The 26,845-nt window shown below is 72.4% G+C and carries 25 protein-coding genes; 17 read left to right on the top strand and 8 right to left on the bottom strand.

The features are described from left to right. Positions 1-109: 109 nt before the first annotated feature. Positions 110-1,096 carry an LLM class flavin-dependent oxidoreductase gene (locus ABD743_RS37005; RefSeq protein ID WP_344728089.1) on the bottom strand — a complete coding sequence of 329 codons (987 nt, stop codon included), beginning with the start codon at positions 1,094-1,096 and terminating at the stop codon, positions 110-112. Positions 1,097-1,224: 128 nt separating this feature from the next. Here ABD743_RS37005 and ABD743_RS37000 point away from each other — a divergent pair, with 128 nt between their 5' ends. The 9 genes from ABD743_RS37000 to ABD743_RS36960 all read left to right on the top strand — a co-directional run bounded on the left by ABD743_RS37000 (position 1,225) and on the right by ABD743_RS36960 (position 12,031). Continuing rightward, entirely contained in the window at positions 1,225-2,601 is a 1,377-nt protein-coding gene (locus ABD743_RS37000) for a hypothetical protein (RefSeq protein ID WP_344728087.1), read from the top strand. Positions 2,602-2,687: 86 nt separating this feature from the next. Beyond that, positions 2,688-4,757, top strand: a complete 2,070-nt coding sequence (gene thrS / locus ABD743_RS36995; RefSeq protein WP_344728085.1) for a threonine--tRNA ligase — start codon at positions 2,688-2,690, stop codon at positions 4,755-4,757. A gap of 61 nt (positions 4,758-4,818) precedes the next feature. After that, entirely contained in the window at positions 4,819-5,421 is a 603-nt protein-coding gene (locus ABD743_RS36990; RefSeq protein WP_344728084.1) for an HIT family protein, read from the top strand. Between the two features lie 75 nt (positions 5,422-5,496). After that, a complete protein-coding gene (gene pgsA, locus ABD743_RS36985) occupies positions 5,497-6,156 on the top strand; it encodes a phosphatidylinositol phosphate synthase (RefSeq protein ID WP_344728082.1) in 660 nt (219 codons plus the stop codon). Then, positions 6,153-7,187, top strand: coding sequence for a phosphatidylinositol mannoside acyltransferase (locus tag ABD743_RS36980; protein ID WP_344728080.1), 1,035 nt, complete (start codon positions 6,153-6,155; stop codon positions 7,185-7,187). Before pgsA ends, ABD743_RS36980 begins: the two co-directional genes overlap by 4 nt. A gap of 35 nt (positions 7,188-7,222) precedes the next feature. Then, positions 7,223-8,347 carry a glycosyltransferase family 4 protein gene (locus ABD743_RS36975; RefSeq protein WP_344728102.1) on the top strand — a complete coding sequence of 375 codons (1,125 nt, stop codon included), beginning with the start codon at positions 7,223-7,225 and terminating at the stop codon, positions 8,345-8,347. After that, positions 8,344-8,937 carry an NUDIX hydrolase gene (locus ABD743_RS36970; RefSeq protein ID WP_344728079.1) on the top strand — a complete coding sequence of 198 codons (594 nt, stop codon included), beginning with the start codon at positions 8,344-8,346 and terminating at the stop codon, positions 8,935-8,937. The genes ABD743_RS36975 and ABD743_RS36970 overlap by 4 nt, the downstream gene beginning before the upstream one ends. A gap of 5 nt (positions 8,938-8,942) precedes the next feature. Further along, complete coding sequence (pdxS, locus tag ABD743_RS36965; RefSeq protein ID WP_344728077.1) at positions 8,943-9,857, top strand: pyridoxal 5'-phosphate synthase lyase subunit PdxS; 915 nt, start codon at positions 8,943-8,945, stop codon at positions 9,855-9,857. Positions 9,858-10,102: 245 nt separating this feature from the next. Then, a complete protein-coding gene (locus tag ABD743_RS36960; RefSeq protein WP_344728076.1) occupies positions 10,103-12,031 on the top strand; it encodes a glycoside hydrolase family 16 protein in 1,929 nt (642 codons plus the stop codon). A 50-nt stretch (positions 12,032-12,081) separates the two neighbouring features. On the opposite strand, the gene ABD743_RS36955 is transcribed toward ABD743_RS36960, so the two are convergent. Beyond that, positions 12,082-12,636, bottom strand: a complete 555-nt coding sequence (locus tag ABD743_RS36955; protein ID WP_344728074.1) for a helix-turn-helix domain-containing protein — start codon at positions 12,634-12,636, stop codon at positions 12,082-12,084. Positions 12,637-12,690: 54 nt separating this feature from the next. On the opposite strand from ABD743_RS36955, the gene ABD743_RS36950 reads away from it, so the two are divergent. Beyond that, a complete protein-coding gene (locus ABD743_RS36950; RefSeq protein WP_344728073.1) occupies positions 12,691-13,377 on the top strand; it encodes an AzlC family ABC transporter permease in 687 nt (228 codons plus the stop codon). Beyond that, on the top strand, positions 13,374-13,682 hold the full coding sequence (locus ABD743_RS36945) for an AzlD domain-containing protein (protein ID WP_344728071.1): 309 nt from the start codon (positions 13,374-13,376) through the stop codon (positions 13,680-13,682). The genes ABD743_RS36950 and ABD743_RS36945 overlap by 4 nt, the downstream gene beginning before the upstream one ends. Before the next feature lie 34 nt (positions 13,683-13,716). Here ABD743_RS36945 and ABD743_RS36940 read toward each other — a convergent pair whose 3' ends face one another. Next, a complete protein-coding gene (locus ABD743_RS36940) occupies positions 13,717-15,837 on the bottom strand; it encodes an elongation factor G-like protein EF-G2 (RefSeq protein ID WP_344728070.1) in 2,121 nt (706 codons plus the stop codon). A gap of 203 nt (positions 15,838-16,040) precedes the next feature. On the opposite strand from ABD743_RS36940, the gene ABD743_RS36935 reads away from it, so the two are divergent. Then, positions 16,041-17,438, top strand: a complete 1,398-nt coding sequence (locus tag ABD743_RS36935; RefSeq protein WP_344728068.1) for an NAD-dependent malic enzyme — start codon at positions 16,041-16,043, stop codon at positions 17,436-17,438. Positions 17,439-17,463: 25 nt separating this feature from the next. Here ABD743_RS36935 and ABD743_RS36930 read toward each other — a convergent pair whose 3' ends face one another. Continuing rightward, positions 17,464-18,666, bottom strand: coding sequence for an MFS transporter (locus tag ABD743_RS36930; protein WP_344728067.1), 1,203 nt, complete (start codon positions 18,664-18,666; stop codon positions 17,464-17,466). A 133-nt stretch (positions 18,667-18,799) separates the two neighbouring features. Here ABD743_RS36930 and ABD743_RS36925 point away from each other — a divergent pair, with 133 nt between their 5' ends. From ABD743_RS36925 to ABD743_RS36905, 5 genes are all read left to right on the top strand, one after another. Continuing rightward, positions 18,800-18,973 carry a hypothetical protein gene (locus ABD743_RS36925; protein ID WP_344728065.1) on the top strand — a complete coding sequence of 58 codons (174 nt, stop codon included), beginning with the start codon at positions 18,800-18,802 and terminating at the stop codon, positions 18,971-18,973. A gap of 76 nt (positions 18,974-19,049) precedes the next feature. Then, on the top strand, positions 19,050-19,823 hold the full coding sequence (locus tag ABD743_RS36920) for an AraC family transcriptional regulator (RefSeq protein WP_344728064.1): 774 nt from the start codon (positions 19,050-19,052) through the stop codon (positions 19,821-19,823). 72 nt (positions 19,824-19,895) lie between these two features. Beyond that, the gene (gene pdxT / locus ABD743_RS36915; protein ID WP_344728062.1) at positions 19,896-20,534 is read left to right on the top strand and encodes a pyridoxal 5'-phosphate synthase glutaminase subunit PdxT; all 639 of its coding nucleotides are present in this window, start codon (positions 19,896-19,898) and stop codon (positions 20,532-20,534) included. 171 nt (positions 20,535-20,705) lie between these two features. Then, on the top strand, positions 20,706-21,461 hold the full coding sequence (locus ABD743_RS36910; RefSeq protein WP_241039022.1) for a YebC/PmpR family DNA-binding transcriptional regulator: 756 nt from the start codon (positions 20,706-20,708) through the stop codon (positions 21,459-21,461). Between the two features lie 219 nt (positions 21,462-21,680). Then, on the top strand, positions 21,681-22,259 hold the full coding sequence (locus ABD743_RS36905; RefSeq protein ID WP_344728060.1) for a TerD family protein: 579 nt from the start codon (positions 21,681-21,683) through the stop codon (positions 22,257-22,259). On the opposite strand, the gene ABD743_RS36900 is transcribed toward ABD743_RS36905, so the two are convergent. The 4 genes from ABD743_RS36900 to ABD743_RS36885 are packed head-to-tail and all read right to left on the bottom strand — an operon-like array spanning position 22,250 to position 26,776. Further along, a complete protein-coding gene (locus tag ABD743_RS36900) occupies positions 22,250-23,143 on the bottom strand; it encodes an HAD family hydrolase (protein WP_344728058.1) in 894 nt (297 codons plus the stop codon). The two genes, ABD743_RS36905 and ABD743_RS36900, sit on opposite strands and share 10 nt — an antisense overlap. After that, on the bottom strand, positions 23,140-24,276 hold the full coding sequence (locus ABD743_RS36895; protein ID WP_344728056.1) for a cysteine protease StiP family protein: 1,137 nt from the start codon (positions 24,274-24,276) through the stop codon (positions 23,140-23,142). Before ABD743_RS36895 ends, ABD743_RS36900 begins: the two co-directional genes overlap by 4 nt. Then, the gene (locus ABD743_RS36890; protein ID WP_344728055.1) at positions 24,273-25,616 is read right to left on the bottom strand and encodes a phosphoribosyltransferase family protein; all 1,344 of its coding nucleotides are present in this window, start codon (positions 25,614-25,616) and stop codon (positions 24,273-24,275) included. The genes ABD743_RS36895 and ABD743_RS36890 overlap by 4 nt, the downstream gene beginning before the upstream one ends. After that, positions 25,613-26,776 (bottom strand): HpcH/HpaI aldolase/citrate lyase family protein, encoded by a 1,164-nt coding sequence (locus ABD743_RS36885; protein WP_344728053.1) that lies wholly within the window; start codon positions 26,774-26,776, stop codon positions 25,613-25,615. The genes ABD743_RS36890 and ABD743_RS36885 overlap by 4 nt, the downstream gene beginning before the upstream one ends. Between the last annotated feature and the right edge of the window lie 69 nt (positions 26,777-26,845).

Raw genomic sequence — 26,845 nt, 5'->3', positions numbered from 1 at the left:
CTGAACCAACCACCCACCACCAAGAGCTCAACCAGCGAGCACTTGACAACACATAGAAGCGTTCGGACGAAGGGGCCGCTCGTTCGTCTCCGGCTCGCCGGGCCCCGGCTCAGACCGTGGCCGGCATGACCGCCGCGGCGAGCAGCTCGTAGGAGCGCAGCCGGTCGGCGCCGTCGTGTGTGCTGGTGACGACCATCAGCTCGTCGACACCCGTCCGCTCCACGAGTGCGTGCACGCCCTCGCGGACGGTGTCGGAGGAGCCGATGATCTGGCCGGCGAGCCGGTCCTCGACGAACGCCCGCTCCTGCTCCGAGTACGGGTAGGTGCTCGCCTCCTCCGGGGTCGGCACCGGTCCGGGCTGACCGAGCCGCAGCCGCAGGAACTGCAGCGCGCTCGGCAGGGCGAGCCGGCGGGCCTCGTCGTCCGTGCCTGCTGCCAGCACCGACGCGGCGATCATGGAGTAGGGCTGCGAGAGCATGGGTGACGGCCGGAACGTCTCGCGGTAGAGGGCCAGTGCGGGGAGCGTGTTCTCGGCACTGAAGTGGTGGGCGAACGCGAACGGCAGCCCCAGCAGGCCTGCCAGCCGGGCGCTGTAGCCGCTGGAGCCCAGCAGCCACATCGCGGGCTGCTGGCCGTGCGCCGGCACGGCCACCACCGGTCCCTCGCCGCGGAAGTACGACGCCAGTTCCGTGAGCTCCTGGGGGAAGTCGTCGGCCCCCAGCTGTACTGCGCCCCGGCGAAGGGCGCGGGCGGTGCGCTGGTCGGTGCCGGGCGCGCGGCCGATGCCGAGGTCGATCCGGCCGGGGTGCAGCGCGTCGAGCGTGCCGAACTGCTCGGCGATGACCAGCGGCTGGTGGTTGGGCAGCATCACCCCGCCCGAGCCGACGCGGATCCGCGAGGTGACACCGGCGAGGTGGGCGATCAGCACGGCAGGTGACGAGCTCGCGATCCCGGGCATCCCGTGGTGCTCGGCCACCCAGTACCGGTGAAAGCCCAGCTCCTCGACCCGGCGGATCAGCGCGGTGCTGTGCGTCAGTGCCACGGTGGCCGTGGAGCCGGAGCCGATGGGGACGAGGTCGAGCACGGAGAGAGGCACCACGACACCGTGCAACCGCTCCGGTCGATCTGTTCTTCCCTGCCGGTGGACACCGCCGAATAGCCCAGTCGGGGTGCCGCCAGGTGGGTGGAACGAAGCTGCTCCGGAGCGTCACGACAGGGTGAGGTATGCGTCCGCCCGCCGATCCGTATGACACGGGTCCGCTCGAGATCGACCCGCTTCGCGCCGTGCTCGCCGGTCTGCTCCGGACGCCGGGTGCCAGGGCGGCCCACGCGGTGGACAGCCGTCGGGGTGTGATCGTCGCCGAGCTCGGACTGACAGCGGGATCGGATGGCGCGGCCATCGTGCAGCTCGCGCGGGCCGCAGCTCCGGTCGCCTCCGGGGCGGACGGGCTCGACGACATGGTCGTCACCACCCGTGGGTCGGTGCACCTGTTGCGGGAGTGCGACGAGCCGGGGACGTTCCTGCACGTCCGGCTGGACCGCGAGAAGGCGGACGTGGAGGCCGCCCGGCGAGCGCTGCGCGTGGCCGGTCTGCAACAGGCGGTCCAGGCGGTCCGGATGCGAGTGGAGGCCGCGACGGCCGCACAGGTGGCGCCCCCCGCGCCCCGGCCGTCACCGTCTCCGCGACCCGTGGGGAACGGCCTACCCGGGCCACCGAGGCCGGCGCCTGCTCCGATGCAGTTCCGCGTGCCTGACTACGTTCCCGCGCCCACTCCTGCTCCCGCCGCGCCGGCCGGTGCCGCGCGGCCCTACGCGCCGGTGCCGGCACCCGTGCCCGGTGCTGCGCTTGCCTGGGCTCCTGACCCACAGTCCGGTGAGACACCGATCCCACCTCCCGGTGGCGCGCCGCAGCGGCTGACCGGCAGTGCCCCGGTCCCCGTCACCGTTGATGCTCCGGCCCCGCTGCCCGGCGGTGCGAGTTGGCAGCCACCTGCCACGCAGGCCCCGACGCCCCGTGCAGCGCCCGAGTGGTCGCCCGGTAGCCCGCCGGTGGCGCTGCCCGCCGGCGCCTCGGGCCCGCTGCCCGGTCGTGCGCCGGAGCCACCCCATCCGCTGGCCCCGGCGCCCGGTCGTGCGTCGGAGCAGCCGCCAGGTGCTGCGCGGGGGTGGATGCCCGCCGGTGCATCGGCTCTGTTGACCAGTGGTGGGTTGGAGCCGGTGCCGGACGCGCAGGCGCCGGAACCCGGCGGTGTACCGGAGTCGCAGCCCGTTGTCGCACTCGCTCCGGAGCCGTCGCCGGTGCCGCTGCCACGACGGGTGCCCGGACGCCCGCCGTCCGAGCAGCAGCCCGCGCTGGTGACGCTCACCGGCCTGCGTCCGGTGACCAGCACGGGGGCGCTCGCGGTGCTGGCGCTGCAGGAGGTCGAACAGCGGGACGCCGAGACGCGGGCCGCCGCGCCGCGGACGGAGCGGCCGCGCCGCGTCCCGTCCCCCCGTCCCCGTCCGCCGAACGTTGCTGCAGACGGCGTGTTGAAACAGGCATGGGCCGAGGACCTCGACGCGTTGAAGAGAGTGCTCGCCGGACTGCGCCGGCTCGCCTGACGAGCAGCCCGGCGACGCTGCCGAAAACCACCTGGCGGGCCACCTCTAGCATCGAACGCATACCAACCGACCGATGGAGGTCCCTCGTGTCCGCGCCCGTATCCCCTGCCGCGTCCGCTCCCGTCCGGGTGCCGGCGGGGACGACCGCGGGTGCCGCCGTGCGTGAGGCGGGCCTGCCCACGAGCGGGCCGAGCACCGTGGTCGTCGTCCGCGACCCCGAGGGGCGCCTCCGCGACCTCGCCTGGGTGCCCGACGGTGACGTCGAGGTCGAGCCCGTCGGCGCCGACACCGAGGACGGCCGCAGCGTCATCCGGCACTCCGCCGCGCACGTGCTGGCCCAGGCGGTGCAACAGCTGTACCCGGAGGCGAAGCTCGGGATCGGGCCGCCGATCACCGACGGCTTCTACTACGACTTCGACGTCGAGAAGCCCTTCACCCCAGACGACCTGACCAAGCTCGAGTCGGCGATGAAGAAGATCATCAAGGCCGGGCAGCGGTTCTCCCGGCGCCGCTTCGACTCGCTCGAGGACGCCCGCAAGGAGCTCGCCGACGAGCCGTACAAGCTGGAGCTGATCGAGCTCAAGGGCGGGCCGGAGTCCGAGGCGGCCGAGGACGGCGAGGTCATGGAGGTCGACGCCTCCGGCGAGCTCACCATCTACGACAACGTGCACGCCCACACCGGCGAGACCGTGTGGTCCGACCTGTGCCGCGGGCCGCACATCCCGACCACGCGCTTCATCCCCGCCTTCAAGCTCACCCGCACCGCGGCGGCGTACTGGCGGGGCAGCGAGAAGAACCCGCAGCTGCAGCGCATCTACGGCACCGCGTGGGAGAGCCAGGAGGCCCTCGACTCCTACCTGGAGCGCATCGCCGAGGCCGAGCGCCGTGACCACCGCCGCCTCGGCGCGGAGCTGGACCTGTTCTCCTTCCCCGACGAGATCGGTTCGGGGCTCGCGGTGTTCCACCCCAAGGGCGGGGTGATCCGCAAGGAGCTGGAGGACTACTCGCGCCGCCGCCACGAGGAGGCGGGCTACGAGTTCGTCAACACCCCGCACATCACCAAGGGGCAGCTCTTCGAGATCTCCGGCCACCTCGGCTGGTACCACGAGGGCATGTACCCGCCCATGCACCTCGACGAGGAGCTGAACGCCGACGGCAGCGTTCGCAAGCCGGGGCAGGACTACTACCTCAAGCCGATGAACTGCCCGATGCACAACCTGATCTACCGGTCGCGCGGGCGCAGCTACCGGGAGCTGCCGCTGCGGCTCTTCGAGTTCGGCACCGTCTACCGGCACGAGAAGTCGGGCGTGGTCCACGGGCTCACCCGCGCCCGCGGCTTCACCCAGGACGACGCGCACATCTACTGCACCCAGGAGCAGATGCAGGACGAGATCCGCTCGCTGCTGCAGTTCGTTCTCGATCTGCTGCGCGACTACGGCCTCGACGACTTCTACCTCGAGCTGTCCACCCGCAACCCGGAGAAGTCGATCGGGAGCGACGAGGACTGGGAGCGCGCCACCAACGAGCTGCGCGCGGCCGCAGAGGCGAGCGGTCTCGAGCTCGTGCTCGACCCGGGTGGTGCCGCGTTCTACGCGCCCAAGATCAGCGTGCAGGCCAAGGACGCCATCGGTCGCACCTGGCAGATGTCCACCATCCAGGTCGACCTGATGCTCCCGGACCGATTCGATCTGGAGTACACCGCACCGGACGGCTCGCGGAAGCGTCCGGTCATGATCCACCGGGCGCTGTTCGGCTCGATGGAGCGGTTCTTCGGCGTGCTCACCGAGCACTACGCCGGCGCGTTCCCGGCGTGGCTCTCGCCGGTGCAGGTCGTGGCCATTCCGGTCACCGACGAGCAGGTCCCCTACGCCGAGGACGTCGCCGCGCAGCTGCGCAAGCACGGCGTGCGCGTCGAGGTGGACGCGGGCGACGACCGGATGCAGAAGAAGATCCGCACCCACACGATGCAGAAGGTGCCCTTCATGCTGCTCGTGGGTGCCCGCGACGCGGAGGCGGGAGCGGTGAGCTTCCGGTTCCGCGACGGGTCCCAGCTCAACGGGATTCCGGTGGCCGACGCCGTCGCCACGGTGGTCGACTGGATCTCGAGCCGGAACAACACGTCCCCGACGGGCGACGTCGTCGCGGCCGCTCGCTAGGAGTGCGGGTCCCGCCCGGCGCCGTCGTCGTCGGCGCCGGGCGCGCGCCTAGGATCGCGACATGAGCGACGCGGCCCTGCCGGGGGCGACGGACGGCCCGGTCGAGCCGGTGGCCGAACTGCAGGACGGGGTGGGCACGCCCGACGGCTTCCGCAGGCTCTGGACGCCGCATCGGCTGGCCTACATCAAGGACGCCGGCGGCGACGGCTGCCCGTTCTGCCGCATCCCCGGCCTCTCCGACGAGGAGGGTCTCGTCGTCGCCCGCGGGCACACGGTCTACGCCGTGCTCAACCTGCATCCGTACAACCCGGGACACCTCATGGTGCTGCCCTACCGGCACGTCGCCGAGCTCGAGGACCTCACGCCTGACGAGGCGGTGGAGCTCATGACCTTCACGCAGGCGGCGGTTCAGGCGCTGAAGCATGTAGCGGCGCCGCACGCGTTCAACGTCGGGATCAACCTCGGCACCGTGGCGGGTGGATCTCTGGCCGAGCACCTGCACCAGCACGTCGTGCCGCGGTGGGGCGGCGACGCCAACTTCATCGCGGTCGTCGGGCAGACCAAGGTGATCCCGCAACTGCTGTCGGAGACCAGGGCACTACTCGGGGCGGCCTGGCCGTCGAGTGGACAACCGCCGGGAGGCGCCGCGGGCGACCGGCGCTAGGCTGCCTCTGGTCCAGGCGGCGGCCGGCGCGCTGCGGCCGGTCACCATGGGCCCCGGCCGACCAAGCAGGAGTCCATGCTCAACGTCCTCGCCCGTGTGCGTGTCAACCGCGTGACCGATCCCATCGGTCGATGGCTCGTCGGGCACGGAGTCGCACCCGACGTCGTCACTGTGGTCGGCACCGTCGGCTCGGTCGCTGCGGCGCTGTGGTTCCTGCCCCGTGGCCAGCTCTTCGTCGGCACGGTCGTGATCACACTGTTCGTGCTGTTCGACCTCATCGACGGTGCCATGGCACGGGCGAGGGGCAACGGCACACCGTTCGGCGCGGTGCTCGACTCCACGTGCGACCGGGTGGCGGACGGGGCTCTGTTCGCCGGGCTCACCTGGTGGTGCCTCGGGGTGGGTGATCAGCGCCTCCTGGGCGTCGCCGCACTGATCTGCCTGGTCGCGGGCCAGCTCATCTCCTACATCAAGGCCCGGGCCGAGGGCGCCGGGCTCTCCGCCGACGGCGGGCTCGTCGAGCGTGCCGAGCGGTTGATCGTCGCGCTGGTCGGCACGGGCCTGCACGGCCTGGGGGTGCCCTATGCGCTCCCCGTCGCGCTCTGGCTGCTGGCCGCGGCGTCGGTGTGGACCGTCGGGCAGCGCATCCTGCTCGTCTACCGGAGCGCGCAGGCGAGTGGTCCCGTGACCACCACCGGCCCTGCGGGGCCCACCGACTCGGCGCCGAACCCGTGACCGCCCAGCTCGACCCGCCGCACGTGCCGGACCGGTCCCGCGCCCGACCGGCAGGCGGCACCCGGAGCGGCTGGACGTCGCGCGCCGCGCGGCTCACCGAGCGCGTCGCCGACGCCGAGTACGCGGCGGCCTGGCGGCTGGTGCGCGGGCTCCCGCCCGGCGCGGCCTTCGGGGCGTTCCGGATCGGCGCCGACCTCGCCACACGCCAGGACGGGGCGGGGGTGCGCCGGCTTCGGGCGAACCTGGCGCGGGTGGTGCCGTCGGCGTCCGCGACGCAGCTCGACCTGCTCGTCCGCGACGGGATGCGCAGCTACGCCCGCTACTGGTGCGAGACGTTCCGGCTGCCGACGATGGACCTGGCCGAGGTCCACGCCAGGGTCGATCCGTTCCTCACCGGGCGCGGGCCGTTCCTCGAGGCGCTCCAGGCCGGTCGCGGCGTGGTCTTCGCGGTGCCGCACAGCGGCAACTGGGACGTCGCAGGCGTGTGGCTGGTGGAGACGCTGCGCCGGCTCGGCAGGCCGCCCGCGTTCACGACGGTGGCGCAGCGGTTGCGCCCGGAGTCGCTCTACCGGCGGTTCGTGGCCTACCGCGAATCGCTCGGGTTCGAGGTCGTGGCCGCGGAGGACGGGTCGGCCGCGCACAGGGCGCTGATCCGGCGGCTGCGCGCGGGTGGGATCGTCTGCCTCGTGGCCGACCGGGACATCACCGGCACCGGCGTCGAGGTGCAGTTCCTCGGCGAGCCGGCGCGCTTCCCCGCCGGTCCGGCCCGGCTGGCCGCCCTCACGGGTGCGTTGCTGATGCCGGCCTACCCGCACTTCACCCCCGACGGCTGGCAGGTGCCCATCGCGGAGCCGGTGCCGGTCGGTGACGGTTCGCGGCTGCGCACGGGCGAGTCGCGTACCGCTGTGGCCGAGGCGACGCAGGCGATCGCCGACGAGTTCGGCCGGTTGATCGCGCGCGCTCCGGCCGACTGGCACGCGTTGCAGCCGATCTGGACCGCGGACCATGCCCGCGGGGACGTGGTGCGATGACCGACCCCGACGGTGCATCACCCGTCCGGCAACGGTTGCGGGTGGGCATCGTCTGCCCGTACTCGCTCGACGTCCCGGGCGGGGTACAGGCCCATGTCGTCGGCCTCGCCGGGGCGCTCGAGGATCTCGGGCACACCGTCAGCGTCCTTGCCCCGGCCGCCGAGCACACCCCCGTACCCACGTTCGTCACCCCGGCCGGGCGCGCGATGGGAGTGCCCTACAACGGCTCGGTGGCGCGTGTGACGTTCGGTCCGGTGACCTACGCCCGGGCCCGCCGCTGGCTCGCCGAGAGCTCCTTCGACGTGCTGCATCTGCACGAGCCCACGACATTCAGCCTGTCGGTGCTGGCCCTGCTCGCGGCGGAGGGCCCGATCGTCGCGACGTTCCACACCTCGACCGAGCGCTCCCGCGCGCTCAGCGCGTTCGGTGGCGTGCTGCGCCCGCTGATGGAGAAGGTCACGGCTCGGATCGCGGTGTCTCCGCTCGCCCGTCGCGTGCAGGTCGAGCATCTCGGCGGTGACGCCGTCGAGATCCCCAACGGGGTCGACATCCCGGCCTTCGCCGCCGGGCCACTGCTGCCCGGCTACCCCCGGCCGGGGACCGTCGGCTTCCTGGGGCGGTTCGACGAGCCCCGCAAAGGCATGACCGTGCTGCTCGACGCACTGCGCGCACTGGCGCCGTCGCGGCCCGACCTGCGTCTGCTGGTGGTCGGCCGGGGCGATGTGGGCGCGCTGCGGCGTGCCGCCGGACCGGTGGCCGCCCGCCTCGACGTCCTCGGCCCAGTCGACGACGCCACGAAGGCCGCCGCGCTGCGGTCGGTCGACGTGTTCTGCGCGCCCAACCTCGGGGGCGAGAGCTTCGGCATCGTCCTGACGGAGGCGATGGCGGCAGGTGCCCCCGTGCTGGCGAGCGATCTCGACGCCTTCCGCGCCGTCGTGGGCGACTCCGGGGCGGGTGTCCTGTTCCCGACGGGCGACGGCGGCGCGCTCGCCGCCGCGCTCGCCGCTCTGCTGGACGACCCGTCCGCGCGAGCCGCCATGTCCGCAGCGGGCCGGATGCGGGCGGCCGACTTCGGCTGGCCCGCCGTCGCGGCCTCCGTGGTGCGGGTCTACCGGGCCGCGGTGGCGGCCGACCCCCGTCGTGTGGTCGGTGCATCGTGACCCCCGAGATGTGGACGCTGGCCGTCGCCGTCGTCCTCGTTCTTGCCTGGATCACCGTGCTGTGCGTCGCCAGGGTGCGCCGGCTGGACCGCCTCCATGTCCGCACCGACGCCGCACGCGCGGGCCTCGAGGCCGCGCTCGATCGGCGGGCCGCTGCGGCGCTGTCGGCGGCGGAGGTCACGGAGGGTGAGAGCGCGGACCGGCTGCGGGCCGCGATCGCGGCTGCGCACTCCGCCCGCGCCTGCGCAGGCGACAGGGAAGCGACCGAGAACGTGCTCGGGCGTGCGCTCGGGACGATCGACCGGTCGGTGCTTCCGCCGGCGCTGCTCGCGGAGCTCATCGACGCCGAGCAGTTGCTCATCCTGGCGCGCCGCGTGCACAACGACGCCGTGCGTGACACCCTCGGGCTACGGTCCCGAAGGCTGGTGCGCTGGCTGCACCTCGCGGGCACCGCCCCGTTGCCGGCCTACTTCGAGATCGCCGATCCCGAGACCGGCGTGACGACGTCCGCGCCGCCTGCCGGGCCCGGCTTACCGATCGTTGCACTGACGTACGATCGGGTGTCCGCAGATCGTAGAACTGAGGGGTAGAAGCCGTGTCGTCCGAATCGTCCGAGACCACCACCGGCCCAGCGCTGGGCACCGCACGCGTCAAGCGCGGGATGGCGGAGATGCTCAAGGGCGGCGTGATCATGGACGTGGTCGACGCCGACCAGGCCAAGATCGCCGAGGACGCGGGAGCGGTCGCGGTCATGGCGCTCGAGCGCGTGCCGGCCGACATCCGCGCCCAGGGTGGCGTGGCCCGCATGAGCGACCCCGACATGATCCAGGGCATCATCGACGCCGTCTCCATCCCGGTGATGGCCAAGGCCCGCATCGGCCACTTCGTCGAGGCCCAGGTGCTGCAGTCGCTCGGGGTCGACTACGTCGACGAGTCCGAGGTGCTCACCCCGGCCGACGAGGCCCACCACATCGACAAGTGGGCGTTCACCGTGCCCTTCGTCTGCGGTGCCACCAACCTCGGTGAGGCGCTGCGTCGCATCTCCGAGGGCGCCGCGATGATCCGTTCGAAGGGCGAGGCGGGCACGGGCAACGTCGTCGAGGCCACCCGCCACATGCGCTCGATCCGGGGCGAGATCCGCCGGCTCGCAGGCCTCGACGAGGCCGAGCTCTACGACGCCGCCAAGGAGCTGCGGGCCCCGATCGAACTCGTCACCGAGGTCGCCCGCGCGGGCAAACTCCCGGTGGTGCTCTTCACTGCCGGCGGTATCGCCACCCCTGCCGACGCCGCGATGATGCGCCAGCTCGGCGCCGAGGGTGTGTTCGTCGGCTCGGGCATCTTCAAGTCCGGCGACCCTGCGCAGCGCGCCACGGCCATCGTCAAGGCCACCACGTTCTTCGACGACCCCGACGTGATCGCCAAGGTCTCCCGGGGTCTGGGTGAGGCCATGGTCGGCATCAACGTAGCCGAACTGCCCGCCGAACAGCGGTACGCCTCGCGGGGCTGGTAGCCCCGTCACACCTCGGGGGTGGCACCGCCACCCAGAAGTGCACATTGCTCCGTTTGTCGCCGCCGTGCCACCGGTCACCGTAACCGGGACACGGCGGCGACGACGTTCTGTGCCGAAATCGGCGCCCCGAAGTGGTGGGAACACCCACACGGTCTGGTGAACCCGCGTTCCTGAGTAATCGTCCGCGCCTACTGTGCCCCATGTCCGATCTGTGACTTGAGGGACACGAGGGGCAGGCGAGATAGATGAGGCGATTTGCGACCGTTGTGGGCATCGTCGCCACCACGATGCTCACCGGATCGCTGGCGGCGATTGCGCAGCCGACGCCGCCGCCGACCTGTGTGCCGACGACGCCACCGACCACCACTCCGACGGTTCCGCCGACCCAGCCCCCGGGCAAGGGCACGCCCGATTCCCCGGGCTCCGGCAAGGGGGTGTCGGATCCGTCCGGCAAGGGCCTGGTGGATACGTCCGGGAAGGGGCTGACCGACGCGTCCGGCAAGGGGCTCGTCGACGCCTCGGGCAAGGGCCTGGTGGATGCTTCGGGCAAGGGGCTTGCGGACTCCTCCGGCAAGACGCTTGTGGATTCCTCGGGCAAGGGCCTGGTGGACACGTCGGGGAAGGGGCTGACCGACGCGTCCGGCAAGGGGCTCGTCGACACGTCCGGCAAGGGCACGGTGGACGCGTCGGGCAAGGGGCAGGGGGGCGCGATCAAGGAGGGCGCGCCTGAGCCGCCGAAGCCCGGTCCCGAGGCGGGGAAGCCGGCGCCGCCCGCAGTCGGCCTGGCCAAGCCCGACGCTCCGGGCGTTGCGGCGAAGCCCGAGGCGCCGCCGGTGCCGTTGCCCAAACCGCTGGACCAGCCGGTCCCGCTGCCCAAGCCGCAGATCCCCGTCGCTCAGCCGACGGTCCTGCCGACGCCGCCCACTCTGCCACCGGTGCTGCCGACGCCGCCCACGCTTCCCCCGGTGTTCCCGACGCCGCCGGTGTTCCCGACGCTGCCGCCCATCGTGCCGCCCCCGGCCTCGTCCGGGGGGACGGTGGTGGTGCCCGTGCCCTACCCCGTGCCCTTCCCGATGCCGTTCCCGGTGCCGATCCCCTTCCCGGTGCCGATCGTGCTGACACCGCTGTTCCCCCCGGTCGTTCCGCCGACGACTCCTCCCACGCTTCCGCCCACGACCCCGCCCACGCTTCCCCCGACGACCCCGCCGACGGTTCCGCCCACGACCCCACCGACGACTCCGCCCACGACCCCGCCCACGACTCCGCCCGACTGTCCCCCTCCGGGTGACGGCACCACCGCGGCCGAACGGTTCGGATGGGGCACGCCCAACCGGGCGGACGAGTTCACCTCAGGCCTAGGCCCCGACTGGGATCTCTACGACGGGCCGGGTCACGCGGGCAACGGGCGGCGCACGCCCGATGCGGTGAGCGTCCAGAACGGGGTGATGACCATCACCGGTGACTCCCAGGGCAACACCGAGGGCATGGCGTGGAACCCGGGCCAGATGTACGGCCGCTGGGAGGGCAGGGTGCGGGCGCCCGCGTCCGACGAGACGTACAACGCGCTGATGCTGCTCTGGCCCGACGCCGAGAACTTCCCGGTGGGCGGAGAGATCGACTTCATGGAGATGATGGACGAAACCCGCCAGACCACCGACTTCTTCCTGCACTACGGGCCGAACAACAACCAGGTGCACGGACAGGTGCGGATCGACGCGACGCAGTGGCACAACTGGGCGGTCGAGTGGACGCCCACACATGTCGCCGCCTTCGTCGACGGCAGGGAGTGGTACCGCACCACGGACGTGAGCATCCTGCCTCCGGGCCCCATGCACCTGTGCGTCCAGCTCGACTGGTTCCCGAACAGTGGTTCCGGATCCGTGCAGGAGTCCTACATGCACGTCGACTGGGTCAAGCAGTACTCGCTGCCTCTCGGTGAGCTGGTGAGTGGCCTCGTCACCGACCTCAGGCACACGCTCGGTCAGCGGAACCTGGACCAGCTCAGGCCCGTGGCTCCGCCCCCCGGAGGCCTGGTGGCCCGAGTGACCAGTTCGACGCGGGCTCAGTCCGATATTCGCTTGCGCGAGGCCTGGCCGCTCGCGCGGCGGCTCGCCGAGGGCAGCCCTGATGCGAATCCGCCCGGAGGTGCCCCGGCCGCGGTTCCCGGGGGCTGATCACGACCCCGGACTCGGACCCGGTCTCGGTCGCGGTGCTGGTGGGAGGGCTACACGTACTCCATCACCAGCACCGCGACCGAGCCGGGTTCGAGGGCTTCGTAGGTGTGTGGCCGGTCGCCGGGGAAGCGAAGGTAGTCACCCGGGCCGAGGTCGACCTCCTCGTCGGCCGGTCCCGCGCGCCACCGTCCCGACGTGACGATCATGTGCTCGACAGTGCCGGGGATGTGGGCGTGCGCGGTGCGGGCCGGGCCCGGTTCGGCGGCGATGACGTGCAGGTCGCGGCGGGCACCCGGAGGGCAGGCGGCGAGCAGCGTGCCGGTGAACCGGGCGTGCTCCGACGGGATCGCCACGCCTTCGCCCGCCCGCACCACCTGCACGGGGGAGACCGGCGGCTCCACCAGACGTGAGAACGGCACCTCGAGCACCACGGCGAGTGCCCACAGGGTTTCGACGCTCGGGTTGCCCGCACCGGACTCGAGCTGGGAGAGCGTCGACTTGGCCACGCCGGCGCGCCGGGCGAGCTCGGTGAGGGAGATGCCGTGGCGCTCGCGCTCCCTGCGGAGCGCGGCGGCGATGGTCGCCAAGGGCGCCGTTCGATCCATCGGACTCCTTGTTCGGCTTGACGAACGGATTGCTTGCCGTTCACTCTATGGGACATGCGTTCACTCAGCCGAACACTAGACCGGGAGGACCTGCGGGACGCGGTGGCGCTCGCCGCGGCGAGCGCCCTGGTCGGCGCCTCGTTCGGCGCCCTGGCCGCAACCGCGCAGGTGCCGATGGCACTCACGATGGCGCTCTCGCTGCTCGTGTTCGCGGGCGGCGCGCAGTTCCTCGCGGTCGCCGTGGTCGCGGCGGGGGGCGGTGCGGTCGCGGCGGTGGCTGCCGGTCTCCTGCTCAACGCACGGCACGTGCCGTTCGGGCTGGCCGTGGGCGGCAACATCGCCGAGCGCTGGCCCGCTCGGCTGCTCGGCGCGCACCTCATGGTCGACGAGAGCGTGGCGTTCTCGCAGGCCCGGGGCGGCGGCACGCGGTCGCGCAGCGCGTACTGGCTGTGCGGGGCCCTGCTGTTCGTCGCGTGGAACCTGGGGACGGTGGTGGGGATGTTGGCGGGCTCCGCCGTGCCGGATCCCGACGCGTTCGGGGTGGACGCCGCGTTCCCGGCCGCTCTGCTGGCCCTCCTGCTGCCCTCGCTGCGCCGGGCCGACGCCCGCAGGGTCGGGCTCCTGGCCGCGGCAGCGGCGCTGATGGCCACGCCGTGGCTGCCGGCCGGACTGCCGGTGCTGGTGGGCCTGGCGGGTCTCTTCGCCGCGCGGGTTCCGGCGAGCCGGGGGAGCGACGCGTGAACTGGCCCGCCGTGCTGACTCTCGCCGTCGGCACCTACCTGCTGCGGCTGACCGGCGTCGTCCTGCGCGACCGCGTGCGGCTGCCCGGTCGTGTGGAGCGCCACGTCGACCTCGGCGCCACCGCCCTGCTGGTCGCGCTCGTGGCCACCGCGGCGCTCACCGACGGCTCCGGGTTCGCGGGATGGGCTCGCCCGGCGGGTGTGGCCGTCGGCGCGCTCGCCGCCTGGCGGAAGGTGCCGTTCGTGCTGGTCGTCGTGCTGGCGGCGGCCACAACCGCAGGACTGCGTTACCTCGGCGTGCCCTGACGGGCGTCGTGCGTACAGGCGGTGCGGCAGGCCGTCAGGTCGGTGCCACGTCGTAGCGGGCGAACTGGCGCGAGAACGTCGCCGCACCGCTGGTCATCGCGCGCAGGTCCACGGCATAGCGACGCAGTTCGGTGCAGGGCACCTCGGCGCGCACCAGCGAGCGCCCCGGTCCGGCGACGTCGGTGCCGAGCACCCGCCCGCGCCGGCCGGACAGGTCACCGAGCACGGATCCGAGGTGCTCGTCGGGGACGCGCACCGTGACCTCGTCGTACGGCTCGAGGATCTGCACGCCGCACGCCTCGGCCGCCTCCCGCAAGGCGAGCGCGCCTGCCGTCTGGAATGCGGCGTCCGAGGAGTCGACGCTGTGCGCCTTGCCGTCCACGAGCGTGGCACGGAAGTCGACCACCGGGTGATGATCGTCGGTCAGCCCTCGCGCCGCCTGCGCCCGCACCCCCTTCTCCACACTCGGGATGAACTGGGTGGGTACCGATCCACCGAAGATCTTGACGACGAAGTCGATGCCCGACCCGCGCGGCAGCGGCTCGAACTCGATGTGGCACACGGCGTACTGGCCGTGCCCGCCGGACTGCTTGACGTGGCGCCCGGTGACCCGCGCGGGCCTGGCGAGGGCGGCGCGCAGCGGGATGCGCACCGGTTCGGTGTCGACCTCGGCGCCGCCGGCGCGCAGCCGCGACAGCACGACGTCCGCGTGGGCCTCACCCATGCACCACAGCACCGTCTGATGCGTCTCCTGGTTGCGTTCCAGCCGCAGCGTCGGGTCGGCCGCGACGATCTTGCCCAGTGTCTTGACCAGCGCGTCCTCGTCTCCCCGCGTGCGCGTGGCCACCGCGACGGGCAGCAACGGCCGGGGGAGATCCCAGCAGGAGAGCAGCAGCGGGTGCTCGCTGGCCGAGACCGTGTCGCCGGTCTCGGCGGTGCCGAGCTTCGTGAGGGCGCAGATGTCACCCGCCACGCAGGCGTCGATCTCGCGCAGCGTGGCGCCGAGCGGGGCGTAGATGTGGGCTAGACGCTCGTCGGCGTCGTGGCCGTCGGGCTCGGAGCCGTTCTGCTCCCCGTCCCGCTGGGCGGGGATGACCACGTGGTGCCCACTGATGTGCACGGTCGACTCCGGGCGCAGCGTCCCGGAGAACACCCGCACCACCGACACGCGCCCGACGTAGGCATCGGCGGACGTGCGTACGACCTCGGCGGCGAGTGGGCCCTCCGGGTCCGCCGTGAGCGCCGGATGTGGGGTCCCGTCGACGCCGGTGACCGGCGGGAGTGCGCGCTCCAGCGGTGAGGGGAACCCACCGACGAGCACCTCCAGCAGCGCGTCGAGCCCGATCCCGCTGCTCGCGCAGACGGGGATCACGGGGTGGAAGCTCCCCTGGGCGACGGCCGTCTCGAGGTCGTCGATGAGCGTGGAGACCTCCAGCTCCTCGCCGCCGAGGTAGCGCTCCATGAGCGTCTCGTCCTCGGACTGCTCGATGATGCCCTCGACCAGCTCGCTGCGGGCGTCCTCCGCCCCGGGCGGGGCCTGACCGGCAGGCGACTGGGTGAGCAGGCCGTACAGGCCCGCGAGGCGGTCGCCCTCGCGGATGGGGAGATAGAGCGGCGCGACACCGCTGCCGAACGCGTCCTGGCAGGCGGCGATCGTGGCCTCGAGGTCGGCGCGCGCGTGGTCGCAGCGCGCCACCACCACGGCGCGTGGCATGCCGACCGCGGCACACTCCTCCCACTGCGCGACGGTGGCGGGGTCGATCTGACCCTCACGCCCCTCGTTCGCCGGCACGACGAACAGCGCGGCGTCGGCGGCGCGCAGACCGGCGCGGAGCTCACCGACGAAGTCCCCGTAGCCGGGGGTGTCGATGAGGTTGATCTTCGTGTCCTCGTGGAGCAGGGGGGCGACGGACAGCGCGACCGACCGTTGCTGCCGGACCGCAGCGGGATCGTGGTCGCAGACGGTGGTGCCCTCGACCACCGCCCCGGCCCGGGGAATCGCTGCTGTATGCGCGAGCAGCGCCTCCACCAGCGTCGTCTTCCCCGAGCCCGACGGCCCCACGAGGACCACGTTGCGCACTCGGGACGGGTCGCCGGCGGTCGGAACCTGTGATCGGTTCCCCGTCCGCTGCCCGGCTTCTGCTCTGACGGCCATGGAAGACCACCTCCGCAGCACTGCGTCGATGTCGGAGTGTCGGTGTCGAAGCTGACGTGTGCGCCATCCCACACCCCGAGATGCAGCCGTCACAACCCCTTGGAGAGCATTCGGGTTCATCGAATATTCATCGGAGGGGAAGTGAGCAGGGCCGCACGACCCGGGCCGGCAGGTCGTCCGGTCGCCGACGGTAATGTCTTGGTGTGCCAGTTCCGGGTCCCGGTTATGCCATCACCGCGCGGGTCGAGGTGCCCGCCTCCGCCAGCGCCGCGGGCGACCTCACGATGGCCATCGGCCGCGTCGGGGGAGTCGTCACCGCGTTCGACGTGGTGGAGGCCGCCCACAACGAGATCCTCGTCGTCGACATCAGCTGCAACGCGCTCAACGAGGCCCACGCGGAGGAGATCACCGCCGCGCTGGAGGCGCTTCCCGGCGTGCGCGTGCGCAAGGTCTCCGACCGCACGTTCCTGCTCCACCTCGGGGGCAAGCTGAGCGTCGAGTCCAAGGTCAGCCTGCGCAACCGCGACGACCTGTCGCGGGCCTACACCCCCGGCGTCGCCCGGGTCTGCCAGGCCATCGCAGCGAACCCGGCCGACGCGCGGCGCTTGACGATCAAGCGCAACACGGTGGCGGTGGTCACCGACGGGTCTGCCGTGCTCGGTCTCGGCAACCTCGGCGCCGCCGCCGCGATGCCGGTGATGGAGGGCAAGGCGGCGCTGTTCAAGCGCTTCGCCGGGGTGGACGCCTGGCCGGTGTGCCTGGACACCCAGGACACCGAGGAGATCATCCGCACCGTCCAGATCCTCGCCCCCGCCTACGGCGGCATCAACCTCGAGGACATCGCGGCCCCGCGCTGCTTCGAGATCGAGGCACGGCTGCGCGAGCTGCTCGACATCCCGGTCTTCCACGACGACCAGCACGGCACCGCGGTGGTCGTCCTGGGTGCGCTGCGCAACGCGCTGCGGGTGGTCGGCAAGAAGCTCTCGGAGTGCAAGGTCGTGGTGTGCGGGGTCGGTGCCGCCGGCTCCGCGATCATCCGGCTGCTGCGCTCCAGCGCGCCCGGCGACGTGCTGGCCGTCGACATCAACGGGATCGTCCACCCGGGTCGTCCCGGTCTCGACAACAACCTGACCTGGATCGCTGAGCACACCAACGTGGAGCAGGTGTCCGGCACGCTCGCCGACGCGCTGATCGACGCCGACGTGTTCATCGGGGTGTCGGCGCCCAACCTGTTCGGTGCCGAGGAGCTCGCCACGATGGCGTCCGACGCCATCGTGTTCGCCCTGGCCAACCCCGACCCGGAGATCGACCCCGCGATCGCGATGGCAAAGGCCGCCGTGGTGGCCACCGGCCGCTCCGACTACCCCAACCAGATCAACAACGTGCTCGCGTTCCCCGGCGTGTTCCGCGGCCTGCTGGACGCCCAGGCGCGCGACATCACCGACGCGATGCTGCTCGCCGCCTCTGCGGCCATCGCCGACGTCGTCACCGAGCCGAACCCGTCGTTCATCGTGCCGAGCGTCTTCGACTCCGCGGTCGCCCCGGCCGTGGCCGAGGCGGTCCGCAGTGCCACGGGCCGGAGCGACGTCGCCCCGGTCTGACGCCCCGGCGCCGGCGGAAGGGTCGTCAACGGGCGGCCCTGACGTCGACTTCCACCGCTGCGGTGTGCGGCTCGGCGCCGGTTCCCGGCTCCGACATGCGGCGCGCGGCGAGCAGCGCCACAACAGGCAGCAGCGCGAGGGCGAGCAGGGCGTACTGCAGTGAGAATGCGTTGGCGAGCGCTGCGACGCCCGGGGCCGCGAGGCCGCCGACGCTGACCGCGAGACCGAGCGTGACACCGCTTGCCGTGCCGAGCCTGTTCGGCAGATAGTCCTGTCCGAGCGTGACATGGAGCGAGAACGGGACGTACGTGGCGACGGCGGTCAACGCCACCAGCAGGTACACGGCGGGCCCGGGGACGAGCGCGAGGCCGATCAGCGCCGGCACGGCGACCGCGTAGGACACGCGGATCGTCCGGATGCGGCCCCATCGCGACGCCAGCACCCCACCGAGCAGGGTGCCGGCCGCGCCGACCCCGAACAGCACCACGAGGGCGACCTCACCGGCCACCGGGCCACCGCCCACCCGCCCCGCGACCCAGATCGCGAGGAACGTGCTGAGGCCGAATGTCACGATCGAACGGCAGATGACCACGATCGTCAGGCGGCCGAACTGCCACCAGTCGTCCCGGCCACTCGTGATCGCGCCCGTTCTCGGTGCCTGTGTGCGGATGCCGGAACGACCCAGGGCCGAGATCGTGAGGGCGCCGCCGACCGCGGCCGGGATGACGAGCAGTGGGCTGGCGCTCAGCCCGCCCAGCTGGAGCACCGGGGTGACGATCACGGGCCCGAGCGCGAACCCGATGTTCCCGCCGACGGAGAACCAGCTCATCCCGACGTGACTGCCGCCGCTGACCGAACGGGCGAGCCGGGCGGACTCCGGGTGATAGGCGGCTACCCCGAGGCCTGAGAGGGCGATCGCCGCCCACGTCATCAGATAGGAGTCGCTCACGCCCGAGAGACCGATGCCCGCGCCGGCGAGCGTCATTCCCAGCGGGACCAGCCACGGCATCTGACGGCGGTCGGTGAGCACGCCGAACAACGGCTGCACAACTGACGACAGCAGCGTCGCGGCCAAGGTGATGCCGGACGCCGCGAGATATCCGTACGACCGCTCGGCGACCAGAAACGGGACGATTGCGGGAACGGCTCCCTGATAAAGGTCATCGACCGCATGCCCGATGACGAGCACGATCATGGGCCGGGAGAGTGAGCGTTTCCCTGTCGACATGCAGCGATCATCGGTTCGGACCGGGCTGCGCGATTCCGATAACAGGCCTGATTGTGTCGAGTACTCGCCACCTGTCGCAGCTGATCGGCGGCGACCTTCAGAGCTGCGGAGGCGAGCCGGCAACGCTGCGCCGGTGAACCGCGAACGGATCTCCAGGCTCGCCCATGCCGATCACCCGATAGCGTCCCCGCTCGACGACGACTCGGTGCGTCGACTGCTCGAACAGGGCATACGACCCGACGCCGAGCGCGTGCTGGACCTGGGCTGTGGCGGTGGGGAATGGCTCCTGCGCGCAACAGCCGGCTGACCACGGCCGACGCGTGGCGATACCGCATCGATCATCCACTCGGGCCGGGTGCGCGATTCCGATAATCTGCCCGACTGTGTCGAGCACTCGCCACCTCCCGCACGCGCCGACCAACAGTCGCGATCTCGCCGCCACCGCCGGGGTGGACGCGCACTGGCACGACGAGAACCAGGTGGCGTACGCGAGCCAGGGGGTGCTGGCCGTGCACACCGAGGCCTCGCGTTGGATCGTGCCCGCGCACCGCGCGATCTGGGTGCCGGCGGGCACGGTCCACTCCCATCGGGCATACGGCGAGACCCGCCTCCACCTGCTCGGGCTGCCCGCCGAGCGCAACCCCCTCGGTCTCGTCGAGCCGACGGTCCTCGCGGTGTCCCCGCTCCTGCGTGAGCTGCTCATCGCCTACACCGCGCTCGACGAGTCGCAGGACGCCCGAGCGCGTCGGCGGATGCTCGGCGTGCTGCTCGACCAGCTGGCCGCGGCCCGTGAGCGGCCCGTCAGGATCCCCGCCGCCCACGACGCCCGGCTCGCGGCCGTCACCGCGATCCTCGAGGCCGACCCGTCGGACTCCCGCAGCCTCGAAGCCCTCGGGCGTGAGGTCGGCGCCAGCGGTCGGACGCTGACCAGGCTGTTCCGCCAGGACGTCGGAATGACCTTCCCACAGTGGCGTACCCAGCTGCGGCTCTACCAGGCGCTTCGGCTGCTCGCCGAGGGCCGGTCCGTGACGACGGTGGGGCGCCGCTGCGGTTTCGCGACCACCAGCGCCTTCATCGACGTCTTCCGGCGGTCCCTGGGACACACCCCGGGCGCCTACGTCCGCAGCAGGCCGGCGCGCCCGGGCGTCAGCGGATGAGGCCTCCCGCCGCCGTTGCGGAACGGGAGCACGGTGCCCGCCGTGTCACGGGGCAGCGACTACCCTGGACCTGTGCTTCCCGTGATCGGTGTGCTCGCTCTGCAAGGTGATGTCCGCGAGCACCTTGCGGCCGTGTCGGCCTGCGGCGACGTCCGCGGTGTGCCGGTGCGCCGCCCCTCCGAGCTCGACGCGGTGGACGCGTTGGTGATCCCCGGCGGGGAGTCCACCACGATGAGCCGGCTGCTCGAGGTCTTCGACCTGCTCGACCCGCTGCGCGAGCGGATCGCCGCCGGGATGCCGGCCTACGGGTCCTGCGCCGGGATGATCCTTCTCGCCCGCGAGGTCCTCGACGGCCGACCCGATCAGAAGCAGATCGGCGGTCTCGACGTCGTGGTCCGGCGCAACGCGTTCGGCCGCCAGGTCGACTCGTTCGAGACCGACCTGCGCTTCCGCGGAATGCTCGGTGGTCCCGTGCGCGCGGTGTTCATCCGTGCGCCGTGGGTCGAGTCGGCAGGCCCCGGAGTGGAGGTGCTCGCCACCGTCCCGCAGTCGACGATCACCGGTGCCGACGCGGGCGCGGCGGCCGGCCGAGCGGTCGCCGTGCGTCAGGGCGCGGTGATCGCCACGTCGTTCCACCCCGAGCTCACGGGTGATCTGCGGGTGCACGGGCTCTTCTGTGATCTCGTGAAGGAAGCCGCCCGCGCCGCCTGAGCAATGGGCGCAGCCGGTGGGCCCCTTCCCGGGCGCTCGCCATCCGAACGGGTCGGTAGAATCGACAGTTCAAGCAGACGTCGGTGCTATCCGGTCCGCGCGGCAGGAGGCCGGTGGCGGACGTCCGGATCCCGGCGGGTGGGCAAGAGCTGGGAAAGGACGGCGACACCGATGAGCGGCCACTCCAAGTGGGCGACGACGAAGCACAAGAAGGCCGTCATCGACGCCCGGCGCGGCAAGATGTTCGCCAAGCTGATCAAGAACATCGAGGTGGCCGCGCGCACGGGCGGCGGTGACCCGGATGGCAACCCCACGCTGTACGACGCCATCCAGAAGGCCAAGAAGAGTTCGGTCCCCAATGACAACATCGACCGTGCCGTCAAGCGCGGGTCCGGTGCCGACGCGGGGGGTGCCGACTACCAGACGATCACGTACGAGGGTTACGGGCCGAACGGTGTCGCGGTGCTCATCGAGTGCCTCACCGACAACCGCAACCGAGCCGCCACCGAGGTCCGCACGGCGATGACCCGCAACGGCGGCGCGATGGCCGACCCCGGCTCGGTGGCGTACCTCTTCACGCGCAAGGGCGTGGTGATCGTTCCGAAGGCGGGCGACCTCACCGAGGACGATCTGCTGCTCGCCGTGCTCGATGCCGGCGCCGAGGAGGTCAACGACCTCGGCGAGAGCTTCGAGGTCGTCTCCGAGGCCGGCGACCTCATCCCGGTGCGCACGGCATTGCAGGAGGCCGGCATCGACTACGACTCGGCCGACCCCACCTTCCTGCCGTCGATGAGCGTGCCGCTCGACGCGGAGGCGGCGAAGAAGGTGTTCCGCCTGATCGACGCGCTCGAGGACAGCGACGAGGTGCAGAACGTCTATGCCAACTTCGACGTCTCCGACGAGGTGCTCGAAGAGGTCAACGCGTAGCCGTCGGCGATTCGATGTGCTGATTGCGGAGGTCGGCTGACCTCCGCCTCACACCAATCCCGTCAATTCGGGCAGTCAGGGCGTATCGGGCGAAGATCCAGTGGGCTACGGTGGCTCGGCGCGTGATCGCCGGCTGCCGTGGCCGGTGGTTCCCGAGATCCTCGCCGGCCACTCACACGTGGTCGTGCTCCCTCCCCGGCGATGACGAATGGAGTACGTGTGTCGATCAGCCTGACCAAGGGTCAGAAGGTCTCTCTCGCGAAGCGCGACGGCGGAAGCCTGAGCGTGGTCCGTATGGGACTGGGCTGGGACGCAGTGAAGAAGCGCGGCCTGTTCGGCTCGAAGTCGCAGCAGGTCGACCTGGATGCGTCCGCGCTGCTGTTCGACGTGAGCGACAACCTGGTCGACGCCGTGTGGTTCCGGCAGCTGCGCAGCCAGGACGGCTCCGTTCAGCACACCGGCGACAACCTCACGGGAGCAGGTGAGGGCGACGACGAGACGATCCTCGTGGATCTCACGCGGCTCTCGCCCGCGATCGGTCAGATCGTGTTCGTCGTCAACTCGTTCACCGGCCAGGACTTCTCGCAGGTCGAGAACGCGTTCTGCCGGCTCGTCGACCAGACCACGGGTGACGAGCTCGCCCGCTACGTCCTGTCGGGCTCGGGACGGCACAACGCGCAGATCATGGCCAAGGTGGCCCGTGGGGAGGACGGAGGCTGGACGATGACGGCCATCGGCGCCGTCGCGTCCGGCCGTACGTTCCAGGAGCTGCTGCCGGTGACCGCCGGTCACCTCTGACGCGCGCCGGCCTCGCGCAGGGGCTGACCGCCGGGACGGGCGGCCGCCGCGGCGTGCTCGTACAGCCACGCCAGCAGCTCGGCGCCCGCCGCCACTCCGGTGGCGACGGTGACGGCCAGGTGCGGGCGGGCGAAACCGGTGGCCGCGAGCTCGCCGTGTGCCGGGCGGATCGCGAGGTGGGCCGCGTCGAGGAGGTCGGCGTCGAGCAGCGAGTCGCCGGCCGCGAGCAACTGCGTGCCGCCGCAGCGGTCGAGCACCTCGGCCGCCGCCGCCGACTTCGTGAGCCCTGTGGGCACGGCGTAGACCTTGCGGCCCTGCAGTGACACCGTCCAGCCGCGGGGAGCGCACCAGTCGCTGAGCTCCTCGATCCAGCCGGTAGGCAGCGCCGCCCGCTCCACCACCGCGTAGCAGAAGAGCCCGGCGGCCGTGCGCAGCCGCAGGACGAACGTGCCGCTGTGGGCACGCATGTGCGTCTCGACCTCGGCGAGTGGTGCGCAGCCCGCGAGCCGGGCTCGCACGGTGGCGCTCCACCCGGCGTCGATCTCCCCGTCGACGAGCAGGTGCCCGCCGTTGCTGGCGATCGCGTACCGCGCGGGCGGCCCGGGCAGGTGCACGCGGGCGAGCTGCGCGGGCGTGCGGGTGGTGGTCGGGACGACGACGGCGGTGTCCTGCAGTTCGCGGAAGGCGTCGGCGGCCGACTCGGTCATGAACGACCGCGGCGCACCGTCGTGGATCTCGACGCAGAGCAGCCGAGGGGCGTCGCTGTCGGCGCAGCGCAGGTCGAGCGCGGCCGGCGAGTAGATCGTGGTGCGGTCGAGGTCGAGGCAGACCACGGGACGCGCGCCTCCGGTCACCAGCGCGGCGGCCGCGGTCTCCGCCGTCACGACGCCGCCACCGTGGCGTCGGCGCAGGTCGTGGATCGGGTATAGCCGGGATGGATCAGCCCGACGCAGGCGTAGGGCAGGTCAGCCACCTCCTCGATGGGCACGTCGCGCTGCCGCGCGAGTAGCCGGATGTGGGCGAGGTCGGCGGCGGGCGCACCGGCGCGCACCAACACCCGCCACGGCACCCGGCGAAGCAGCACCCTGGTGGTCTCGCCGACCCCGGGCTTGACGAGGTTGACATCGCCGATGCCGTAGTCCTCGACGATGCGCTCGACGGCCCGGCTGCCGGCGTGGTCGGCGACCCGGTCGGTGGGCGCCGTTGTGTCGTCGACCTGCGGGAACTGTGCGCTGACGGCGTCGAGGAAGTCGGCGGAGACGTCCGAGCGGGCGAGCTCCGCGTAGAACTTGGCCCCGTGGTAGCGCTGCTGTCCCACCAGCCGCGGGTGCAGCACGGTGCGGGAGACGAGCCCGGACACCGTCGAGTTCAGGCAGGCCGAGGCGATCAGCCAGTCCTCCCGGGTGCCGAACGTGGTGGCGCAGCGCCCGGGGTCGGCCAGCACCGCGAGGCGCGGGTCGAACCGCACGCCGGTGTCGTACTCGTGCTCGGCCACGGACGCCGCGAGCTCGCGGGCGATCGCGCCCTTGCCCGTCCAGCCGTCCACGAAGACCACCCGGGACGGGTCGTGGTGCTCGGCGAGGTGGCGCAACGCGAGCCGGTCGATGCCGCGGCCACGCACGATCGACACGGCATAGTGCGGGAGGTCGAGCCCGTGGGCCCATGCGACCCAGCGCCGCATCAGCACGCCGACCGGGGTGCCCGCGCGGGCGAGCGACGCGAGCACCACGTCGGGCCCGCGCTCGCGCAGCACCAGTTCGGTGACCGTGCCGACGGCCTGCGCCAGCCGGGGCGCGGTGGCGGCGAGCACCGACCGGTACAGCGCGAGGTAGCGCGCATCCGGGCGGTACTCGTGCGGGAGCGACTCGGCGTAGTGCGCACCGCCGCTCTGGACGGCCTCCTCACGCTCCTCCGTGGGCGCCTCGAGCGGGACGCCGGAGAGGTCGGTGAGCAGCCAGCCGACCTCGTCCGGTGCGTAGCTGCCGAACTGCGGGCCGCGCAGCGGGGCGGGGGTCACGGCGTGACCACCACGCTCGTGCGCCGAGCGTGCGGGGCGAGTGCCGGGAGCAGTCCGGTTCGCAGGGCCGGGGTGTCCCCGGGCGGGTCGACGACCACGAGGACGTGGTCCCACGGGGGATCCTGCGCGCCGCCGAGGTTGTAGGCGAAGCGGGGGCCCGGCCCATCAGCGGGGTCGTCGTGGGCGGGGAAGGCGATGCCGCTGGTGAGCGCGTACCCCGGCGAGGCGATCACCACCGCGGGCGAGCGCGTGGTGCTGGAGAACGCGACGTCGTGGCCCGCGTCGGCGAGGGTCTGGGCCAGCCGCAGTGGCAGATGCATCAGCTCCTCGGTGCCGAGCACGAGGGTGCGCTCGGCGGTATCGAGCCCGACAGCGCGTGCGAGACCCCCGGCGACGTGGGGGAGTGCGGCCTCGAGGCGCCGGTGGTCATCGGGTCCGACCCCGTGTCGTGCCCCCACCGGCAGCCCGACCGGCCACCCGAGCTCGCCGAGCGCCACTCGGGAGGCGGGCCCGTCCGGGGCGGTGCGGGGAGTGGGGCCGTCTCCGATGTCGGCGCGGAGAGCGGCAGCACGTTCGGCGAGGTCGACGGGCAGCTCGATCGCGGCCCGCGCCAGCGCGACGACGTCGAGCCGAGCACCCAGCGCCGCGACGGCGTCGACGAGGTCGCTGCCGGGCGGACGCACGTCCACGAGAGCGGCCACGACGTAGCGCTCCCGCGGCGCCGTGCGGTGCAGGGCCGTGATGGTGTTCAGCGCGGTGCGCCCGGTGCTGAGCTCGTCGTCCACCAGCACGAGCGCCCGCCCGTCGCGGAGCAGCGCGGGGTCGGCGGGGAGCAGCAGGTGGTCGATGGCGTGCGAATGCTCCTCCGTGAAGCCGCCCGCCACGGCGAACCCGGGTACGGGCCTCCGGGTGGAGTGCAGGTACATGGCCCCGCCCAGCCCTTCGGCCACACAGTGCCCCAGGGCGGTGGCCGTCTCGGCGAAGCCGATCACCAGCGCGTCCGATGCCGGAGCGACCGCCTGCTCGGCGTCGGTGTGCAGCGCGGCGGCCGCAGCGCGGTCACCGCGGACGGCCGCGTGCAGCGTCTGCGCCGGTAGGGCCCTCGCCGGGCGTCCGCTCAGCGCGTCGGACACCAGACCGCCCAGCAGCAGCCCCGCGACGCGGACCAGCCGGGGGTCGGCGGGCACGTGCTTGCCGAGCACCCGGGACACGAGCAGCTGGGCCCGGCGCGGATTGCGGCGCAGCGCCAGGCCCAGCAGCACGGTGGGATCGACGCCCGGGCCGACGGGCCGCAGCCGGATGCCGAGCCGTTCGGCCGGAGCGCTCGCGACGCCCGTCATCGGGGCAGGCTCGCGGCAAGCAGGTCGACGAAGGAGACGTCGTCAGCGGCCACGCCGAACGCCCGCGCGCGCAGCATCGTGAGCCGGGCCCACGCCGTGTGCGGGCCGGTCTCGTTCATCTTGTTGCGATGGCCGGACGCCAGCACGCCGCCCGCTCGCCCGGCCCGCAGGACGTCGGACGCGTCGCGGTGCTCCTCGGCGGAGACGACCGACAGGGCGTTGACGACGGCGACGTGGCTCGGGTGAATGGCCGTCTTGCCGACCAGCCCGTTCGCCCTGTCGAGCGAGACCTCGCGGATGAGCCCGTCGATCGCGCGGTCGACGAGCCGCCCGCGCAGCTCCGGTTCGTTGTGCTCGGTGAACGGGGAGGACCGCAGCAGCGGTTTGAAGATCCGTTCGACGCCTGCGTAGTACTCCCACACGGGCCCGGTGACGGTGAACCCGCTGCCGTCGGCCCGGCCCAGCACGTTCACGACGTCGGCGATCAGGCTGCTCACCACCTTGACGTCGTAGATAGACAGGTCCGGCGAGCGGCGCAAACCGTAGAGGGCGCAGAGGTCGGTGGCTCCGAGCCGCACCGCGAGGATCCGGCGCCGGTCGCGGTGCAGGAGGGCGCGCAGCCGGGTCAGCTCGTCGACGCGCGTCTCGGCGTAGAGCACGGCGCCCGACTCGATCACGGGCATGGCGAGCAGCGCCGTGCCGGCCATGGCGTCGGCCTCGTCGAGGGCGTGCAGGTAATCGGTGCCACTCGTCGCCGTGAACTTCGGCATGACGAACCCGTCGAGCACCGCTGCTGCTGGTCCGAGGCGGGCGACCAGCTCCGGGATCTGCGCCGCGTACCGGACCCGGACGAACAGGATCGGCGGCTCGGCCTCGGGTTGCTCGTGCAGGTCGGTCAGCGCCGCCACCAGGTTGGCCTCGCCCTCCGCCACCTGATCGTCCGCGATCGCGTCCTCCAGGCAGACGACCACCGACGTGACGCCGGCGGCCGCCTGCTTGACGATGTCGGCGGCCAGTGCCGGCCGGGTGGCCGGCATGTAGAGCGTGGCGCCGAGGGCCACCGAGAGCAGCTCCCGGCTGCTGCGGCGGTGGAACGGCTCCGGTGGTGAGGCGAACAGTGCGCCCGTCTCGGACGCGCTCAGGTACCCGAAGTGCCGCACGCGACGGACCCTTTCCGAACTCGCCCGGTGTGGCACGTGCTCCCGGGAGGCGGTGATCGACGGTGCCCG

It is taken from the genome of Pseudonocardia yunnanensis (assembly GCF_039534065.1).
Lineage (GTDB): Bacteria > Actinomycetota > Actinomycetes > Mycobacteriales > Pseudonocardiaceae > Pseudonocardia > Pseudonocardia yunnanensis.
The sequence above is the reverse complement of the archived record's forward strand: the minus strand, read 5'-3'. Positions and strand labels throughout refer to the sequence as shown.

Coding starts and splice junctions, on each gene's coding strand:
- ABD743_RS37000 (WP_344728087.1), top strand. CDS start 1,225: ATGCGTCCGCCCGCCGATCCGTATGACACGGGTCCGCTCGAGATCGAC.
- ABD743_RS36990 (WP_344728084.1), top strand. CDS start 4,819: ATGAGCGACGCGGCCCTGCCGGGGGCGACGGACGGCCCGGTCGAGCCG.
- pgsA (WP_344728082.1), top strand. CDS start 5,497: ATGCTCAACGTCCTCGCCCGTGTGCGTGTCAACCGCGTGACCGATCCC.
- ABD743_RS36960 (WP_344728076.1), top strand. CDS start 10,103: ATGAGGCGATTTGCGACCGTTGTGGGCATCGTCGCCACCACGATGCTC.
- ABD743_RS36955 (WP_344728074.1), bottom strand. CDS start 12,636: ATGGATCGAACGGCGCCCTTGGCGACCATCGCCGCCGCGCTCCGCAGG.
- ABD743_RS36950 (WP_344728073.1), top strand. CDS start 12,691: ATGCGTTCACTCAGCCGAACACTAGACCGGGAGGACCTGCGGGACGCG.
- ABD743_RS36940 (WP_344728070.1), bottom strand. CDS start 15,837: ATGGCCGTCAGAGCAGAAGCCGGGCAGCGGACGGGGAACCGATCACAG.
- ABD743_RS36930 (WP_344728067.1), bottom strand. CDS start 18,666: ATGTCGACAGGGAAACGCTCACTCTCCCGGCCCATGATCGTGCTCGTC.
- ABD743_RS36910 (WP_241039022.1), top strand. CDS start 20,706: ATGAGCGGCCACTCCAAGTGGGCGACGACGAAGCACAAGAAGGCCGTC.
- ABD743_RS36890 (WP_344728055.1), bottom strand. CDS start 25,616: ATGACGGGCGTCGCGAGCGCTCCGGCCGAACGGCTCGGCATCCGGCTG.